The 18,275-nt window shown below is 50.4% G+C and carries 15 protein-coding genes; 11 read left to right on the top strand and 4 right to left on the bottom strand.

Annotated elements, in window-relative coordinates; all coding sequences use genetic code 11:
- Positions 1-111: 111 nt before the first annotated feature.
- The 10 genes from G8768_RS19650 to G8768_RS19605 all read left to right on the top strand — a co-directional run bounded on the left by G8768_RS19650 (position 112) and on the right by G8768_RS19605 (position 14,535).
- The gene (locus tag G8768_RS19650) at positions 112-618 is read left to right on the top strand and encodes an RNA polymerase sigma factor (protein ID WP_166843316.1); all 507 of its coding nucleotides are present in this window, start codon (positions 112-114) and stop codon (positions 616-618) included.
- 155 nt (positions 619-773) lie between these two features.
- The gene (locus G8768_RS19645) at positions 774-1,895 is read left to right on the top strand and encodes a FecR family protein (protein ID WP_166843317.1); all 1,122 of its coding nucleotides are present in this window, start codon (positions 774-776) and stop codon (positions 1,893-1,895) included.
- Positions 1,896-2,013: 118 nt separating this feature from the next.
- Positions 2,014-4,551 carry a TonB-dependent receptor gene (locus G8768_RS19640; protein ID WP_166843318.1) on the top strand — a complete coding sequence of 846 codons (2,538 nt, stop codon included), beginning with the start codon at positions 2,014-2,016 and terminating at the stop codon, positions 4,549-4,551.
- Positions 4,552-4,737: 186 nt separating this feature from the next.
- Positions 4,738-6,135, top strand: coding sequence for a TackOD1 domain-containing metal-binding protein (locus tag G8768_RS19635; protein WP_166843319.1), 1,398 nt, complete (start codon positions 4,738-4,740; stop codon positions 6,133-6,135).
- A complete protein-coding gene (locus G8768_RS19630; protein ID WP_208020282.1) occupies positions 6,125-7,471 on the top strand; it encodes a glycosyltransferase family 2 protein in 1,347 nt (448 codons plus the stop codon). Before G8768_RS19635 ends, G8768_RS19630 begins: the two co-directional genes overlap by 11 nt.
- On the top strand, positions 7,472-8,578 hold the full coding sequence (locus tag G8768_RS19625) for an HlyD family secretion protein (protein WP_166843320.1): 1,107 nt from the start codon (positions 7,472-7,474) through the stop codon (positions 8,576-8,578).
- A gap of 265 nt (positions 8,579-8,843) precedes the next feature.
- A complete protein-coding gene (locus tag G8768_RS19620; protein ID WP_166843321.1) occupies positions 8,844-9,122 on the top strand; it encodes a DUF485 domain-containing protein in 279 nt (92 codons plus the stop codon).
- A complete protein-coding gene (gene actP, locus G8768_RS19615; protein ID WP_166843322.1) occupies positions 9,112-10,767 on the top strand; it encodes a cation/acetate symporter ActP in 1,656 nt (551 codons plus the stop codon). The genes G8768_RS19620 and actP overlap by 11 nt, the downstream gene beginning before the upstream one ends.
- Positions 10,768-11,042: 275 nt before the next feature.
- Positions 11,043-13,703 carry an ATP-binding protein gene (locus G8768_RS19610; RefSeq protein ID WP_166843323.1) on the top strand — a complete coding sequence of 887 codons (2,661 nt, stop codon included), beginning with the start codon at positions 11,043-11,045 and terminating at the stop codon, positions 13,701-13,703.
- A gap of 181 nt (positions 13,704-13,884) precedes the next feature.
- The gene (locus G8768_RS19605; RefSeq protein WP_166843324.1) at positions 13,885-14,535 is read left to right on the top strand and encodes a response regulator transcription factor; all 651 of its coding nucleotides are present in this window, start codon (positions 13,885-13,887) and stop codon (positions 14,533-14,535) included.
- A gap of 20 nt (positions 14,536-14,555) precedes the next feature.
- On the opposite strand, the gene can is transcribed toward G8768_RS19605, so the two are convergent.
- From can to G8768_RS19590, 3 genes are all read right to left on the bottom strand, one after another.
- Positions 14,556-15,173 (bottom strand): carbonate dehydratase, encoded by a 618-nt coding sequence (gene can / locus G8768_RS19600; RefSeq protein WP_166843325.1) that lies wholly within the window; start codon positions 15,171-15,173, stop codon positions 14,556-14,558.
- Between the two features lie 112 nt (positions 15,174-15,285).
- Complete coding sequence (locus tag G8768_RS19595; protein ID WP_166843326.1) at positions 15,286-15,666, bottom strand: acyl-CoA thioesterase; 381 nt, start codon at positions 15,664-15,666, stop codon at positions 15,286-15,288.
- Positions 15,667-15,733: 67 nt separating this feature from the next.
- Complete coding sequence (locus G8768_RS19590; protein WP_166843327.1) at positions 15,734-16,210, bottom strand: Lrp/AsnC family transcriptional regulator; 477 nt, start codon at positions 16,208-16,210, stop codon at positions 15,734-15,736.
- 154 nt (positions 16,211-16,364) lie between these two features.
- On the opposite strand from G8768_RS19590, the gene hppD reads away from it, so the two are divergent.
- Positions 16,365-17,441, top strand: coding sequence for a 4-hydroxyphenylpyruvate dioxygenase (hppD, locus tag G8768_RS19585; RefSeq protein ID WP_166843328.1), 1,077 nt, complete (start codon positions 16,365-16,367; stop codon positions 17,439-17,441).
- Positions 17,442-17,570: 129 nt separating this feature from the next.
- Here the strand turns inward: hppD and G8768_RS19580 are convergent, their stop codons facing one another.
- A complete protein-coding gene (locus G8768_RS19580; RefSeq protein ID WP_166843329.1) occupies positions 17,571-18,275 on the bottom strand; it encodes a hypothetical protein in 705 nt (234 codons plus the stop codon).

Here is an 18,275-nt window from a genome sequence, read left to right as displayed (position 1 = left end):
TTTACATGTAATTAAATGTTTATATAGTTACCTTGAGAGCCAAGCGAGTTCCCAAGGCCATAATAATAAGCTCACATGCCCTATCGGTATATGCGATGCGAGGTAGCCGTGATGACCGACAAACCTGATCCAAATCGCCAGGCAGTCCAGGCGCTTTATCAGCAGAACCAGTCTGCCTTACTGCGTTTTCTGCGCTTTCGCCTGGGTGACAGCAGCGAAGCCGAAGACATAGCACAGGACGCCTTCCACAATCTGATTCGCAGTGAAAACACGGGCAATCTGGAAAACCCGCGAGCTTATCTGTTTCAAACCGCTGCCAATCTCGCCCTGAACCGCATCCGCAAACTGCGTCGACATACTCACTACCAACAGCTCACCGAATCCGATCGGGAATCCCAGGAAGTCCCTGCTCCAGAACAGTCTGTACTGGCGGAACAGGATCTGGAGCGTATTGAGCGCGTTTTGCATAAGCTGCCCGAAAAATGCCGTCAGGCGTTTATTCTCAGCCGGGTTCATCACTACAGTTACCGCCAGATCAGCGAAGAGCTGGATGTTGCCGTGAGCACCGTTGAGAAGTATCTGATCCGGGCCTTGAAGGAAATGCGCCAGGCCCTGTAAGCGGCACAGCGCTCAAATTAACGCGCCCCGATCTTATATATGGCACAAAACAAAGCAGAATATCGGCTAAATCCCCTAAAGCTGCATTTACTGCTGGAGGCTATGGCATACTTGTGTGTCTATAGAAGTAAGTAAACACATGAGAAACCACAGGCATGGCCGAAAAAGAATTTGCTAATGCGGCAAACGATGAGCTGGGCAGACCCGAGCGTGAGCCGAGTTCCGCTGATCTTGCCTGGCCTGCCGACCCCTCTGTGGATGAAGCCGCAGAGACTTGGCTGATTCGAATTCAATCGCCAAGTTTCAGTCAAAGTGAAGAACAAGCTTTCTTCCAATGGCTGGAGGCCAGTCCAGCCAATCAAGCAGCCTATTTACGCGCCGAAGCCCTGTGGCACAGCCTGGGCCATTCCAGTGAACTCAATCAACGCCTTGAGTCTTACCCACTGAATGACGGCTCAAAACAGACACCTCAGAAAACCCGCGCCTGGAAACCCTGGTTCGCTTTCGCCACCGCAGCAACCGTTGCCGCCCTGGCTTTGTTGCCGAATTGGAATGCCTGGCAGGGACAACAAATGCAAACGGGTAAAGGCGAGCAGCTTCAACTCAGCTTGAGCGACGGCAGCCGAATTCAACTGAATACCCAGTCGACCATGCAAATTGATATGCGCGACAACTATCGTCTGTTGGAACTGGAACAGGGCGAAGCCTATTTTGATATTGCCCATGATCCCGAGCGACCATTGATTGTGAAAACTCAAGGCGCCTATGTTCGCGTATTGGGTACTCGCTTTAATGTCTACAGTGATCAGGAACGTACCCAGGTAACCGTGGTTGAAGGCAAGGTCGACGTCAGCACCGATAAGGAATTTTCCGAACTGCGCCAACGCGATTATCAATCAAAACGTGTTCTCACCGCCAACGAACAGGTGCAACTAAGTTATCTGGAAAGCAATAACTGGCTCGAAGATTTAATCGGCAACACACCCGCGAGCAAGCGCAGTGACGTTGTAGAGGTTAACAGTGATGATGTTCTGGCCTGGCAACGCGGCGAAGCGATTTACAATGGCAGCAGCCTGAACGACGTCATTCAGGATTTGAACCGTTACTACGCTGGAGAAATCCGCTTGCAAGACGAACGCCTGGGCGAGAGTACTCTGGTAGCCGCATTGCGCCTGGACGACAAAGACGCCGCACTCAGCACCCTGGCCAGCAGCCTCTCCCTGGACGTTGTCGAACTGGCCGATGGCGAAATATTGCTAAAAGCACAACGAAAATAACATACTAAACCCGATCCATCCTTGGACAGATGGCATGGGTAATTTCAATAGCAGGCCCCTAAACAGGCCCTCGCAGAACCCGTCTGCGAAACAATAATGATAACAATCAGGTATAGCCTTGCTTGATAAAAAGGCCTTGAACACAGCGCGTCCTTATCGGCGACATACGTCCCTTTGGCTTTCTGCTCTGGCAGCGATCCTCCCCTGCCCGCTCTATGGGCAAGCATCACCCCCCGACACCCTTTCTGTAGACCAAACCGAAACCTCGCTCAGCAACTATCCATTTCATATCCCCGCCGGTTCTCTGGCCAACGCGCTGATTGAACTGGCCCGAATCGCAAAAGTTAATATTGCGGTCCCCAGTGAGCTGGTGGGTGAGCAGCAAAGTCCGGCGGTGAGTGGTCGGATGACCATCGATGAGGCTCTTGCACAACTGCTCGCCAATAGCGATTTGCAGTTTGATTGGCAAGGCAGTCAACTGCGGATAAGTAAACGGCCAGCACCACCTCGACAATTGCAGATGACTCGCAGGGAACCCGATCAGCAGACACTCCCCGACGACTTCCGCCCCATGGAAGAAGTGATTGTGACAGCACAGCGCTACCGGCAAAACTTACAGCAGGTTCCTATCGCGCTGAGCGTCATTGATGACATGCAGATTGATCGAGCCGAATTGCGGGACTTACAGGAAATTTCCTATCGCACTCCTGGCCTGTCGGTCAGTTCCTACAGCCTTGGCCAGCCGTCTATTCACCTGCGTGGTATTGGCTCCAACGACGACGGTGCTGCCATGGATTCCTCCGTGGTGCTGTTTGTTGACGATGTGTACATCGGGCGCATTTCCAGCATCGATCTGGACATTCTCGATGTCGATCAAATTGAAGTGCTGCGGGGCCCGCAGGGAACCCTGTACGGCAAAAATTCCATTGGTGGTGCCATCAACGTACGCACCCACCAGGCCAGCGCCGATCACCAGGCCCGATTTACACTGGGCCTTGGGAACTATAATGCTCGTTATGCCAATCTCAGTTTGAACGGCGCACTCGACGAGGATGAACAATGGCTGGGCCGCGCAGTGATCGATCATCGCTATCGCGAAGGGTGGCAGGAAAATCTCGTTCGCCCCGGCGAAAAACAGATGGGCAAAATCAAAAGTCGACTGCGTGCGCAATTGCTTCATCGAATCGATGAGCAATGGCAAATGGATTGGAATCTGGATGCCAGTCGAGACAACCTGAACTCTACAGGCCGAATTCCAGTTGCTGGCCGAGTGCCACTCGCAAGGCGGGATGAAACAGGCAGTGCTTTACCTACGGATTTTTTCTCAGAACTCGGCGGCGATTACAAACACGCAACCAACGACCTACCCGGCTACACCGACCGCACCATATGGGGTGGCTCACAACGTATTCACTGGCAATCCGATGACTGGCAGTTCAGCAGCATCAGCGCCTATCGCCACAGTCAGTTTGACTGGCTTGAGGATTCTTCCGGCTTACCCGCTTCCTCCACAGCACAGACTGTCGATTTGAATGTACGGGAAAGCTATCGCGAATACTCCCAGGAATTCCGTTTGCAATGGCAAGCCCATGAGCGCCTGCAATTGATTTCCGGTATTTATTTTCTGCGTGAACTCACCCGGAGGCAAGAAACGTTTTTTTTCACCGGGGCCAGCGCCGTATCCCAGCAATTTAATACCACCCAGAATCTGGCCTTGTTCGGCGAACTGGAATGGCAACTCGGCGAACGAAGCCATATCGGTCTGGGTGCCCGTTACAATCGCGACAAAAAAACACTCCGACAAACCGCCATCAATGGTGGTGCACCGGCGATTATACTGGAGAACTTCCAATCCCATCAAAGTAACAGCTGGCAGGACTTTTCACCCCGCCTCACATGGCGACATCAACTGCAAGATGACTTGATGGTTTACGGTTCAGTCACCGAAGGCATTAAAAGCGGTGGTTTTCAAGGTGTTCCCGGCAACCTGCAATCAGCACGAGAAATTATTCAACCCGAATCCGCGCTGCAATTTGAAATGGGCCTGAAAGCTCAATGGCAAAATCGCTGGCGCCTGAACCTGGCCAGCTTTGTGACTCGCTATCGGGACTTACAAGTCGTGCAGTTTCGCACCATTGATAACTTCGGTGTGTTTGAAACCAGTAATGCGGCCTCAGCGAAGCTGTCGGGCATTGAACTGGAAATGGTTTATTCACCCTCACCGCAATGGACATTCAGCGGTAGTTATGCCTATTTGAAAGCACGCTACGACAGTTTCAGAGCCGCCGATGGACGAGATTATAAGGGCAGCACGCTTCGACAATCTCCCGAACACAGTGCCCATGTTTCCGCCGATTATCAAACCGTGATAGAAGATGGCCCCTTAGCCGGAAAGCTACAGTGGCATGTCGGCATGCAATATCAAGACGAAAGCTATCGCGAGCCTGACAATCAGATTACCGTGCAGCCCGCCGTCACTCTGCTCGACAGCAAACTCAGTTGGCAAATGGTCAATCAAAACTGGAAGCTGAGTCTGTGGGGGAAAAACCTCACTGACCGAGCCTATATTGCCCACCTCTATATTTTGGGCGGAAACGACTACGCTCTATTTGGAACACCTCGAACTTTCGGCTTGAGTGTCGAGGTCCCGTTATAGGAAATTTACCTAAGCACTTACACCCAGTGAACCTCAGCCCAAAACTCATCATTTAGTATGAAATACGCCCGTTTTTATGGGAACATTGCATAAACGGTCGATTCAAAAGCATGAGTAAGCGTGCTTTCCATACATCCTATGGTACGATGCGCCGTTTCAGTAGTTTCTGCTAGGTTTTTAGTATTAATGAGTGTGTACCATGCACTGGTGATGAGGGATGACATCGCCCAGCCGCTAGAGGCCATTGACGGCATAGAATATACCCACCTGGACCACGGCGGTAGTGACTCTGCAGAATTCGAATACAGCACTGACTTCCAGCTGTTACTGCTTAATTTTTCTGATGCCTCTCTGGCGGAGCAAGATCAGATCCTCTGGGATTTACGCAGTGGGAAACTTGATCTGCCGAGAGAAATTCCCGTCTTCTGCAGACAAGACAGTCCGCTTCTTGAACACCTTGGCGATGGCTTATTTGAAAAACGCAGCCAGTTTCACACGTTTCTGGACAGCTTTTATGAGCGCCTTGAGCAGTTGCAGAAGCATACCGGCTCCAGCCCTCTGGATAAGTTTTTAGCGCACGCCTGGCCACGCGCCGATTCTTCATTTGGACCACGCTGGCAGCTGCAAAGCCATTCCAGTTATCAATACCCCTTGCTCAGCTGTTTGGGAATTGAAGATCAACAAAAGACCCTCGCCCTGTGGCGACAAAGCGATGTCATTGTTGAACGCGAACTGGTCGATAGGGTGCGACAGTGCCCTCGCTGTGACAGCGAACACTTGAACTATGTCGATATTTGCCCTCGCTGCAAAAGCATTGATATCAACAGTAGCGTTTCGCTGCATTGTTTCACCTGTGGCCACGTCGGAGAACAGGGTGAATTCCAATTGGATACCGCCCTGCGCTGCCCAACCTGCCTGACACAATTACGTCATATTGGTGTGGACTATGATCGCCCGCTTGAACGCTTCCACTGCGCATCCTGCGACCACCGATTTATTGAAGGCCAGGTTGTTGCGAGCTGCCACAACGGTCATCGTCACAAACCCGATGAGCTAAAAGAACGACGCCTGTACCGTTATGGCCTTGGCCCCGCCGCCGATCAAATCGCCAGCGTCGGCCGTATCTTTGACAATCGAGCTTTGCAATGGGGTGAAAGTACTTCCATTGAAAATTTCAGCTGGTTGCTGCGTTGGACCAACACCAGCGCCCAGCGTCATAAGCATCAGCATCTATTATTGTTTTTAAATTGGGAAGGCGTCGCCGAGGCGATTACCCAATTGGGAGAAGCCCGGGCTCTCGCACAGATTGCAGAACTGCAGGAACGTCTACACAGTGTGATTCGCCAAACCGATGTCTTTGCCGAAATTGATGCCGATAAGGCCGTTATTCTGTTGTGCCACACCTCCGTTAAATGGCTGGACCAGATCGCGGCCAAACTGGCCAGCATCGAAGCGGCCAATGACAGCTCTGTACTCAAACTTCAGGTGAGGAATTTTCCATTACCCAGTAAAGATCTGCCGGAAAACACTCAACAATGGTTGCTGGCCCAATCCAATAAGCTGGACATAGACGATGTTATCTAGCATTGAGTTTTGGATTCAGAACACCTACTGGAACTTTTTCAACCAGTTGCCCAATATGATGTTTATTCCCATGTTGGTATTACTGGAACTGCCCTTGATGATCATGGGCATTGTCGGTTGCCTGCGCTGGTATCAAAAACGCTATCTGCAAGAGCAAGCCGAAGCACTGAACAGTGCCAGTGTTTTCCCCCGTCGCACTCCCAAAGTTTCCTGCATCATCACTTGTTACGCCGAAGGCGATGCAATTATTAAAACCATCGACACACTGGCCGAGCAAGTCTACGACGGCAATATCGAAATCATTGCCGTTGTCGATGGCGCCAGTGTCAATGCCGATACCTATGCGGCGGCCCTCTCCTGCCGCGCCGGGTTTGCCCAGTATGAAAATCGTGAATTTGTCATTCTTCCAAAATGGCAACGGGGTGGCCGGGTCTCTACCCTGAATGCCGGCTTAGCCAACAGCACCGGTGACATTGTTATCAATGTGGATGGCGATACGTCCTTTGATAACACCATGGTGCGCGAAATGGTGCGTTTGTTCGACGACCCGAATGTTCCCGCTGCCGGTGGTGCTCTGCGTGCCCGAAACCACAGCGACAACCTGTTGTGCAAAATGCAGGGCATTGAGTACTTGTTGTCCATGCAAACCATCAAAAACGGTTTGGCCGAATGGAACCTGCTCAATAATATTTCCGGAGCGTTCGGGGCGTTCCGTCGCGATTTTTTACGGCATATCGGCGGCTGGGACACCCACACCGCTGAAGACCTCGATCTAACGGTGCGCATTAAAACTTACTTCCAGCGCCACCCTAATCTGCGCCTGGGCTTTGCGCCTCTGGCCGTCGGACATACCGATGTGCCGGCGAGTTTTAAAGACCTCTTGATGCAACGTCTGCGCTGGGATGGCGATTTGCTGTTCCTGTATCTACGCAAACATTATAAAAGCCTGTCCCCGGATCTGATGGGCACCAAGTCATTTATCTATACCCTGATTTACGGTGTCGGCCAGAATGTGGTTCTGCCGATTGTGGTCTTGCTCTATACCATCTGGTTACTGGTCAGCTACCCGATCGTCTTTTTTATTGCCCTGATGGCGTTTTTATATGGGCTCTATGTCTTCACCGCTGGCTTGCTGTTTATCGTGCATATGGTGTTGATTTCCGAGCGCCCCAAGGAAGATGTCTGGTTTATTTTGTATTTGCCGCTGTTCCCCTTGTACACCATGCTGATGCGTTTCTGGTGTGTTTTCTGTCTGCTCAACGAAGTGCTGCGACGAGGCCACGAAGAAAGCTCCATGGCCCCTTGGTGGGTACTGAAACGGGGGCATAAGTTTTAGATGGACGTTCGCTTCAGCCCACTGAAACAATCTGAGCCCACCCGTGAAAACGGCGTGCAGCTGAAGTATGCTCCGGCAAAACGCAGTGCTTACAAAGCCCGCTGGTATCTGATCCTGGCTTTGGCACTGAGCCCAGTGATTTTGTTTGCTCTTTGGCTGTATGTGAGCTGGGTGAACGTCACCTCGGAAGGCGTGGTATCCATGACTCCGCAAAAGCTGGTCAGTCCCGGCGAAGGCGTTGTCAATGAAATTTATGTGCAAGTCGGTGAAACGGTTCATCGTAGCACACCATTGATTCGAATTAAAACTCCTGTACTCGATGCTGAAATTGCCCAGATTGAGCTGGAACTCAACACCTTGCTCAAACACAATCAGTTGAATAATCCAGCATTGAATTCCGTACTGGAAAACAAGATCGCCGCAGCGAAAGACAATCAAATCAAAATGCAGGAGATGCTGAAAGAATATCAACAGCTGCATAAAAACCAGATCATTGAAAAAGACCAGCTCAATCGGGTTGAGCAATTAAAGTTTCAAGCCGATCTCTGGTACAAAGACGCCCAGAGTGAACGTCTCCGCGAACTTCAGTCCCAGCAACGCAATAACGTCAGTGGCAGCCAGGCCAACCAGATTCGTCAACTGCGCCAGCAATTGGTCACCCTCAAGGCCCGCCGGGATATGTTCGTTATTCGCTCGACTGACACCGCAACCGTAAACGACATTACCGCCGCCGAAGGTGATATTGTGGGCGGCGGCATGGAGTTGATGTATTTGTCGGCCCGCTCGGAAGCCAAGGTTATCGCTTATCTGGAACCCAAGTTCGTTGACTATACCCAACTTGGCAGTCGAGTGAGCGTGATTTTCCCTAATGGCTTCAAGGCCGAAGCTCATATCAGCCAGCCCGTGACACTGATTCGCACCCTGCCCAGCCGCCTGGCCGATCCGTTTGAAACCAACCGCCCGGTGTTAAAGGTCACCTTGTCTTTCAGCGAACCCCTGCCCTCTCGCCTGCGTGTTGAAGGCCTGCCCGTTGAAGTGAAACACGGGCATGTGGTCATCGATAACCCCAATTACCAATCCGCGAATTTTCGCAGCTGGTTTCAATAGCGCCTGTCTTTTAGAACGGCTCGTTCAGAGCCATTCTTTCCGTCATTTTCTTCTGTTTCATTTAACGCACTTTTTGACACACCTTTGAGGGATTTCTTTAGGAGGTCATGCCCTGGCCCGGTGTTATAAAGCAAGAGCCTCGTCTGGTCTTTGCCGGATTTCTGTGCAAGGATTAATCCGCCTGTCATACCGTCGCGATCAGGCTCTAAAAAGCAGAAATAACAACAGTAATAAGCAAGAACAGCAATAAGAAGAGATGATAACTATGTCCACTTCCCGGGATGTGCAGACGCTTATCCGCAAAAAAAATCGCCTACGAGTGGTGATGGCCATCATTATTATGGCCCTCTACTTTGGTTTCGCTCTGGGCTATGGCCCACTGAAAGCACTCTTTGCCGAAAAAATGGCCGGCAGCCTCATTCCCTTTGGCTTGGTCTACTTCGTAAGTTTGATCTTCAGCTTTGTGATCATTGAGCTGATCTATCTTAAGTTCGCGAAAGACCTGGACCCCAAGGATGAGGAGGTCAGCCACTATGCTAAGTAAACCGCTCCCCATCCGTTTATTGTCCCTGTTCCCATTATTTCTGTTCTCCAGCCTTGCTTTGGCGGCGGGCAGCATTGATGGCGAAGTGGAACGCCAGAGCGTCAACCCCACGGCCATCGCCATGTTTCTGGTGTTTGTCTGTGTAACCCTGTACATCAGTTACTGGGCTTCAAAACGCACCACAACCAGTGCTGAATTTTATACCGCAGGCGGGGGAATCAGCGGCCTGCAAAACGGCGCTGCGATTGCGGGCGATTTTATGTCCGCGGCATCCTTTCTGGGAATTACCGCGCTGATCTATGCCACAGGTATCGACGGCATGACCCTGGCCCTGGCCGCTTTTGCAGGCTGGCCAATGATGTTGATTCTGCTGTCCGAGCGTGTGCGTAACCTGGGCAAGGTGACCTTCACCGATGTGGTTGCTTTGCGCCTGGAACAGACCCGCACTCGAGTCATTGCCGTACTGGGCTCTGTGTCTGTTGTGGTGATGTATCTGATTGCCCAGATGGTGGGTGCCGGCAAATTGATTGAGCTGCTGTTTGGCCTGCCCTATGAAGTGGCGGTCATCATCGTTGCGGCTCTGGTGATGGCCTACGTGGCCTTTGGCGGTATGTTGGCGACCACTTGGGTACAGATCGTAAAAGCATTATTGCTGCTCAGCGGTATCACCATTATCGGTGTATTGGTGCTCTACAGCGTGGATTTCAACCTCAATGAGCTGCTGCGACAAGCTGTCGATAAGCATCCGCGGGGCGATGACATCCTAACTAATGGCGTCTGGATCGATGACCCGATCCAAATCCTGACCCTGCTGGTCTCCATGATGTTCGGCACACTGGGCCTGCCCCACATTTTGATGCGTCTGTTCACCGTCCCCAATATGGAAGAGTCCCGCAGGTCGGCTTTTTACGCCTCCGTGTTTATTGGCTACTTCTTCCTGCTGCTGATTGTTGCCGGCTTCGGAACCATCGTCTTTGTGATGGGTAACCCGGAATATACCGATTCTGCCGGCAAGCTCCTGGGTGGCGGGAATATGGCGGCCATCCATCTCGCGAACGCGGTAGGCGGTGATTTACTCATGGGCTTTATGTCGGCCGTTGCCTTCGCCACAATTCTTGCCGTCGTTGCCGGCCTGACCGTTGCAGGCTCAGCGGCAATTTCCCACGACCTCTACGCCCAGGTTCTGTGCAAAGGCAAACCGGACCCGGATAAGGAAATTCGTCTGACCCGCATTGTCACACTGGTACTCGGCCTGCTGGCCGTGGCTTTGGGCATCGTATTCCAGGAACAAAACGTAGCGGTAATCGCAACTTTGCCGATGGTCGTCGCGGCCAGTGTGAATCTGCCGATTCTTCTGTTGTCTCTGTACTGGTCGAAGCTAACCACTCGCGGAGCCGTCGCTGGCGCTATCGTGGGCTTTGTCTCCGCGATTGGCCTGATTATTGTCGGCCCGAAAGTCTGGGTGGACATCATTGGCTTTGAAAAAGCCCTGTTCCCCTACGACTATCCGGCCCTGTTTACCATGCCGGCGGCGTTCCTGGCCATCTGGATTGTTTCAAAAATGGACAATTCCAAGCGAGCCCAGGAAGATCGGGCCAACTTTGAAGGCCTGGTGCGACAATCTGAAACCGGGCGCATTGCCTAAGCCACAACTGAGCCACAACGGCCCCTCATCTCCAGGCACACAGGAACACACTCAACAAGCCGTTAAGCGTGTTCCCTGTCCTGTCTGCGCTGATTCCAACAACGGAAATCCTATTCAATTGTCTCGCACCCCCCATCTAAGGGGGTGCATAGCCGTCTGGCAGAGTTTATTATCCCCATACGGCAGGATCGCCCATTATTGAGTGTGAGTGTTAGCGAAAAGGAATCCCTTAAACCAATAAGAACAAGCCTAGCGGACAGGAAATACTCTCAGGCATGCCGAATCCTAATATCTCAAATCACCGAATTCGCCAACTTCTGCTGCTGTTTCTATTGCCGCTTCTGGCACCCCTGAGCGTCGCTGAAAACATCAGCGACCAAGGCATTCTGCTTCTGGACATCGAACGAGAACTGACGCCAACATTGGTGCTGGAAAGGCTCGCCAATCCCCGAGGCGATGAAATTACCGGGGAAACCGGCTTCCCCAAACACGCCGGCCAATACTGGTTTGCCATGAACGTTGAAAGTGATGTTCAGCAACGCTGGGCGGTGCGCATGGCCAACGCACATTTTCGGGAAATCGAATTGTTTTTGTTCCATCAGGGTGAGCTGGTGTTGCATGAAGAAAGTGGATACCACGCCAGTACCGAAGGTTTGCACACATTGTCTTCTGATTGGCTAAACGAACTCCCAATACAAGCCGGGAAAAACTATCAGATGTTAATCAGGGTGGCCTCGCCCATTGTGTCGTCCCTGAACATCAATCTCGAAAAATACGAGAGCTCACTGATTACTTCCAGCGCAAGAACCAGTTATTTGTTTTTTCTGGTCGGTATTTCCCTGTCGCTGGCCCTGCATAATTTATTCTTCGGGGCTACCGTACGCGACGTCAGCCATATTCTTTATGCCATCCATTCCCTATTTGGCGTGGTCTTTGTCGTCAGTGCCTACGGGCTGTTTAATACGGTATTTGGTTTTTACGATTATGAACTCTATTTTTACAAACCTTCCAGTGTCGGGGTACAACTGTTTGGTACCTGGTTCTGTTATGTGTTTTTTCAGGTCCCCCGTCTACTGAAAGAACTCGATTGGGCATTCAAAGCCCTAATGCTCTACTACGTCGTGTTGTTCATCACTTACCCTTTTACAGGACGGGAACTGTTCAGCATTATCTCGGCTGCGCCGCACCCAATCTTTGGAACATTGATGATCGCTTCAGCCTGGCTGGCCTACCGGCGAGGCTTCAAGCCAGCAATCTTTGTGTTTATCGGCTGGATTGCGCTGATCGCCGGTTCTACATTACCGGCTCTGGTTACTATTGGGTTGGCCCCCAGTTTTGAAAATATTCTGCTTGCCGGACTGACGTGCCACGTCTTTGAAATGTATATGTTGTCTTTGGCGATTTCCCAAAAATTTCGCTCGATCCAGTTGGACAATATTGCCGCCAAGGAGTTGGAGAAATCCCGCTCGGCGTTTATTACTTATTTTAGCCATGAAGTTAAAACGCCGATTAATGGCATGCTGGGATTAATCAAACTGCTCAAGCAAACGTCACTGAATCAGCAGCAAAACAGCTACATCGAACAAATGAACCGCAGCGGCAACAAACTGTTGCAACAACTCAATAGCGTGTTGCTTCTGGAATCGGGCCGACAACAACAGTTGAAAACTCAGTCTACCTCTTTGCTGGATATTCTGGACTCTTCCGTAGCATTGGTGCAGGGAATTTGTGAAGAGAAAAACATTCAACTCGAATACCTCATCGAGCCTAATGTTCCCACGGTGATTGAAACCGATCCGGATTTACTTCAACAGTTGATCAATAATCTGTTAAATAACGCAGCAAAATATACCGAGTCCGGTGAAATAAATGTGTTGTGCAGCGGGCAATATTTAACTCGCGGTGAAATGAACTTGTGTTTCTCAATCAAAGATACCGGGATTGGCATCCCCTACGAAGACCAGGATCGAATATTCCACAGTTTCACCAAGGCCAGTAATAATCGCCAGGGTGAACTGATGGGGACGGGTATGGGTCTGGCGATTGTGAAAAACATCGCCGACCGGCTGGGTGGCCGAATTTCATTCCGTTCCGAGCCCGGAAAAGGCAGCCGTTTTGATTTTCATTTGCGAGTACGCATTCCAGAGCAAAATATTCAAATGGACGAACATCTGACCATTTTGGTTGTCGATGATGTCGAACTGAATACAGAAATTATTGCCAGCTTGTTGCGCGGCGCCGGCCACACCGTTCACACCACAGTAGATCCCAGCGAAGCTGTTATTCTGGCAGAGGAATACCATTTTGATGCAGTGCTGCTGGACATCCATATGCCCCTGATCTCCGGGCAGGAACTTATGCCCAAGCTCCGGGAAATTGGCATTAACTGCCCGATTATCGGCATCAGTGCCGGCTTGACCGCCGAGCTGAGCGAGCAGCTCAAAGCTCAGGGGATGGAACTCTTGATGGAGAAGCCCTTCTCTCTGCCGGTCTTCTACAGCTTGGTACAACGCCACGATGTTCAGCCTATTGGCGATGCTTCAGTGCAACGTTATGACATTCGCTTTCTGGACGATATCGCTCGCTACAAAAACCCGGAAGAATTACAGGATTTCTTTTCGCGCTATCACGACAGCTGTCTCGAGTTGCTAGCCGAACTGGAAGCTTTCAAGGCGTCAAAAAACGCCAAACAGCTTGCAGCCAGCAGCCATCGTCTGGCCGGTTTATGTGCGGCTTTAGGATTAATTGACAGCGCCCAACAAGCAAAGCAATTGCAGTTAATGTCTGAAAAAGACGCTCTGGACTGGAGCACTGCGGAAGTAACATTAAAGCAACTGAAGCAGCGCCTGCAAAACGGTCTCGCCTGGCTCACCCTGCAAGTGAACAATAAAGGGATTGAGCGACAAAACAGCGAGTCACCCCAAGCCAATACCTGAATCACCATCCAATGCACAATTCCGTTTATTCACACACTTTTGTTTGGCTTCAATCCCCATCATAATATAGACGTAATCACTTGTAGTCGTTTGTTCCGGCCCGCTTGATTAAACTGGCCGCAAATCAATGAAGTGAGCGCCTGGAATGATATCCGGGTCCTATTTGATCTATGGAATATCGATGAATATTGAGCAATGCCTGGTCGTAGAAGACGAATTATTGTTTCAGGAGCTGATGGCCAGCTACCTGCTGCAGGCCCTTCCCCAAGCAAAACCTGCCAAATTTGCCAGTAATCTGGACGAAGCGACCAAACATATTCTGACATCCGAATTTCAATTGGCGATCATCGATATCAGTCTGCCAGACGGCCGGGGCTGCGAGCTCATTCCCATACTTAAAGAACACTGTGACAATGTTCTTTGTGTCGTTGTGACCATGGCCGATGACGAAGATACGGTTTTTGAATGTTTGCAAATGGGGGCAGACGGTTATCTGTTGAAGAATGAACCGGGCAGCGTTCTGATCGACAAACTGCAAGACATCGTTGATGGTGCGCCGCCAATCTCCGGGGATATTTCAAAAAAGATTTTGCAGCACTTCAGGCAGCTGGACAAAAAACAGAAAAACCCTGAATTGAACCCCGATCTCACACCACGAGAAGCGGAAATTCTGACACTGATTTCAAAAGGTTTGAACCGCACCGATATCGCCCAGTTACTGGAACTGTCGCGCTACACCATTGCGGATCATATTAAATCGATTTATCGCAAATTGGGCATCTCTTCTCGTGCTGAGGCTACCCGCATTGCGATAGAACTTGGCCTCGAATAACGTCATGACCAAGCAAGCTGTTAGGCTTCCGGGCTTAACTCACTGGAATCAGAAACGCACATATCCAGATCGCATAAAACACCGTTCTTGATGTTGTAAATCCAGCCATGAATGGACAGCTCGCTGCCCTGCTTCCAGGCATTTTTGACAATGCTGGTGTTCGCGACGTTACGCACTTGCTCCATCACGTTAAGCTCACACATACGATCAATTCGCTCTGCCTCTGGCAACGCATCAAGCTCATCTTTGTGAAAACGAGCAACGTCTTTAATATGACGTAACCAGTTATCGATCAAACCATGATCTTCATCTTCCATTGCTGCCATCACACCACCACAACCATAGTGGCCACAAACAATGATGTGTTTAACCTTGATCACTTCAACCGCGTAGTGCAGTACGGAAAGAACATTCAGATCCGTGTGCACGACTACATTGGCAATATTACGATGCACGAAAACTTCACCGGGCGGCAAATCAACCAGGGTATTTGCTGGCACTCGACTGTCGGAACAACCAATCCATAAATAGTCAGGTGCCTGCTGCTTGGACAGACGAGTAAAAAATTCAGGATCGTTTTCTTTAATGGATTCGGACCACTTTTTATTGGCCTCGAAGAGATAACTCAGCTTTTTCAACGTTGTGTTTCTCCGGTTTTCCCTTGAAAAACAAGGGTTTTTCTTTATTAATAGCCTCGCAGTTTACCCAGCCTTCGCGGCCTTGGCCATCATTTTCACTTTCCTTAAAGGCTCAAAGCAGCTCGGCCAACAAGGCTTTCAAAGACTCATCAAGAGCGATGACTTCCTGAGTCTCAGTACAAAAGTTAACGGCAACGGTCTCACAAGTGGCACAAATGTCGCCATCTTGCCGTAAAACCTGATACAACTGGAAAGAACGATTCCCGGTATGAGTCAGCTCCAACTCGATCTTTACCGCCTCATGATCGAACACTTCCCGTTTGAATTGCAGCTCGGTTTTTACGTAAGGCGGTACAAACGCTTTTCCCCGGCGTTGACTGACGGTATCAAACAATTCCAGACGCTGCTCATTGAACCAGCGGTACAGAACCACATTGTCAACATGACCCGCCAGATTAACGTCGTCCTTACCGACAGGAATGGTGCTTTCCAAAATACTTCTCCTTATAACGCGCTTATTGATTTGTTATTTCTACTGTTATTCAAGCCAATAGTAGCTCTCAAGACAACGGTAGCTGTCGGGTATTTTTCACCTCCAGCAAATTAAAGCTGGATACAATGTTTTTCACGCCGGGGAATTTCAAGATACGCTTCATACTGATCTCCCCGAAATGATCAATGTTTCGGGCAACCACCTTCAGCAAGTAATCGTATTCACCACTCATGGCATAACATTCGGTGATGTATTCTTCAGCCCTGACAGCATCCATAAAATCATCCGTATCGGCTTCTGAACCCTGCTCCAGATCCACTTGCACAAAAGCGGTTACCTCCAGGCCAAGACGACGCTGATCCACCACCGCACAGTACGCCGTAATCACCTTATCATCTTCCAGCTGCTTCACTCGGCGAAAACACGGCGACTCCGATAACCCTACCTGCTGGGCCAACTCCACATTGGACATACGCCCCTCGCGCTGTAAGGCCGCCAAAATGGCCTTTTCAGAGGCGGAAAACTTCGGCTTTTGATCAGACATGGTAAATACCACCCATTTAAAACAGTATTTAGAAAGAAACCACCCAATTATGTCGACATTCCGGTGAAATTAGAAGAATAATTTCTGTTGGCAGGATATATCCTTTGAACCCAGATTTAGCCGACGATGTATGAAACAGAATAAGGAGCCTGTTATGGCCGATTTATTTGAGAATCCCATTGGTTTGTGTGGATTCGAATTTGTTGAATTTGCTGCCGCAGAGAAAGGTCAGCTGGAAGCCGTATTTGAATCCCTGGGCTTTACCCATATCGCCAATCACCGCAGTAAAGACTGTCAGTTGTGGCGTCAGGGCGACATTAACTTCATCACTAACTACGAGAAGAACAGCCCAGCCTATTTCTTCGCTGAAGAACACGGCCCTTGCGCCTGCGGCCTGGCCTTCCGTGTCCGCGATTCCCGCCACGCCTATGAGGAAGTCATCAAGCGTGGTGCCCAGCCCATGGACATGAAAACCGGCCCTATGGAGCTGAACCTGCCCGCCATTAAGGGCATCGGTGGTGCAGCCTTGTATCTGGTTGATCGCCACGAACCTGAAACCAGCATCTACGATATTGATTTCGTGTATCTCGACGGCGTTGATCGTCATCCTGAAGGCTGTGGTTTTAAGGTCATTGATCACCTGACTCACAACGTTTACCGCGGCCGCATGAATTACTGGGCGAATTACTACGAGAAGCTGTTCAATTTCAAAGAAATTCGCTACTTCGACATTAAAGGCGAGTACACCGGTCTGCAATCACGTGCGATGACGGCACCTGATGGCTTGATCCGCATTCCCTTGAACGAAGAAGCGGCCGGCGGTAAAGGCCAGATTGAAGAGTATCTGATGGCCTACAACGGCGAGGGCATTCAGCACATCGCTTTCTCCTGTGATGACCTGCTTGCCTGCTGGGATAAACTGAAGCAAAAAGACATTCCGTTTATGACGCCGCCACCGGATACCTATTACGAGATGCTCGAAGAGCGTTTGCCAGGTCACGGTGAACCGGTTGAAGAACTGAAGAAGCGCGGCATCTTACTGGACGGTACTACCGCTGATGGCCAGCCTCGCCTGTTGCTCCAGATTTTCTCAGAGACCCAGGTAGGCCCTATCTTCTTTGAATTCATTCAACGAAAAGAAGACGACGGCTTCGGCGAAGGTAACTTTAAAGCACTGTTTGAATCCATGGAACGCGATCAAATTCGTCGCGGAGCATTGGACGTCGAATAGGCAACTGAACCGAGAAGTCCCTGAACAGGGATGGATCAGAAAAAGCGCCCACCTGAATAAGGTCGGCGCTTTTTTATGAGTGTTGTTTCTGGGATGTTATCGCCTGCTTTTCGACATTCGGTTTCGCGATCATTCTGATTGCGGTTCGCCACCACTGGCCGTTGGCAATAGATTGCTAAGAAAATTCATAATCGCCGCTTGCTGGGAAACTTCCGGCTTACCGGGAGCAATCAAAGGCGGCGAGACCACGTACAATGCGCCAGTACGCTCATCCCCTCGTCCACTGCCGCAATAGCTCGGTCCACTCATCGCCCAGGCCGCACTTTTATGACCTGCCAATCCCACCGGACAACTGCCTTCGGCTTTCGCCAGACCACCATCAACAGTTTCACCCTCAGCACTGAAACTGGTTAACACCAGGCTGCTAACCTCATAACCGGATTGCTCATAGGCGATAGCAGCGTCCAGATCACCGTCGAACATATCCTCGACATCGTCGGCAATTTTTTCACCATTAAGATTGAAAATCGGAGCGTCAGGATCGTGGAAAAGATTACTGGTCTGCAATGTACCATCGGCGTGACTGAACATTGCCTTCCATTCAATATTGGGTGCGTCAGTACCCTTAAAACTGCTTGAGTCCGCCTCTTCATTGGCGATGCGATTAAGCTCCTGAACACTGCTGAAGGTGCCAATATCGTTTGCGGCAGTCACAAAGACAATATAAAAGGTTTCTCCAGGTTTTACCCCAGGAGGCACCATAACCTCAGGGGCCTCAGTTGCCCATAAAGATGTACTGAAAAGACAAAATAAACTGACGGCCAAAGCTTTCAT

Origin of the sequence: Pseudoteredinibacter isoporae, from assembly GCF_011602085.1 — a bacterium.
GTDB classification, from domain to species: domain Bacteria; phylum Pseudomonadota; class Gammaproteobacteria; order Pseudomonadales; family Cellvibrionaceae; genus Pseudoteredinibacter; species Pseudoteredinibacter isoporae.
Note: the sequence above shows the minus strand (reverse complement) of the source record. Positions and strands in the feature narration are given on the sequence as shown.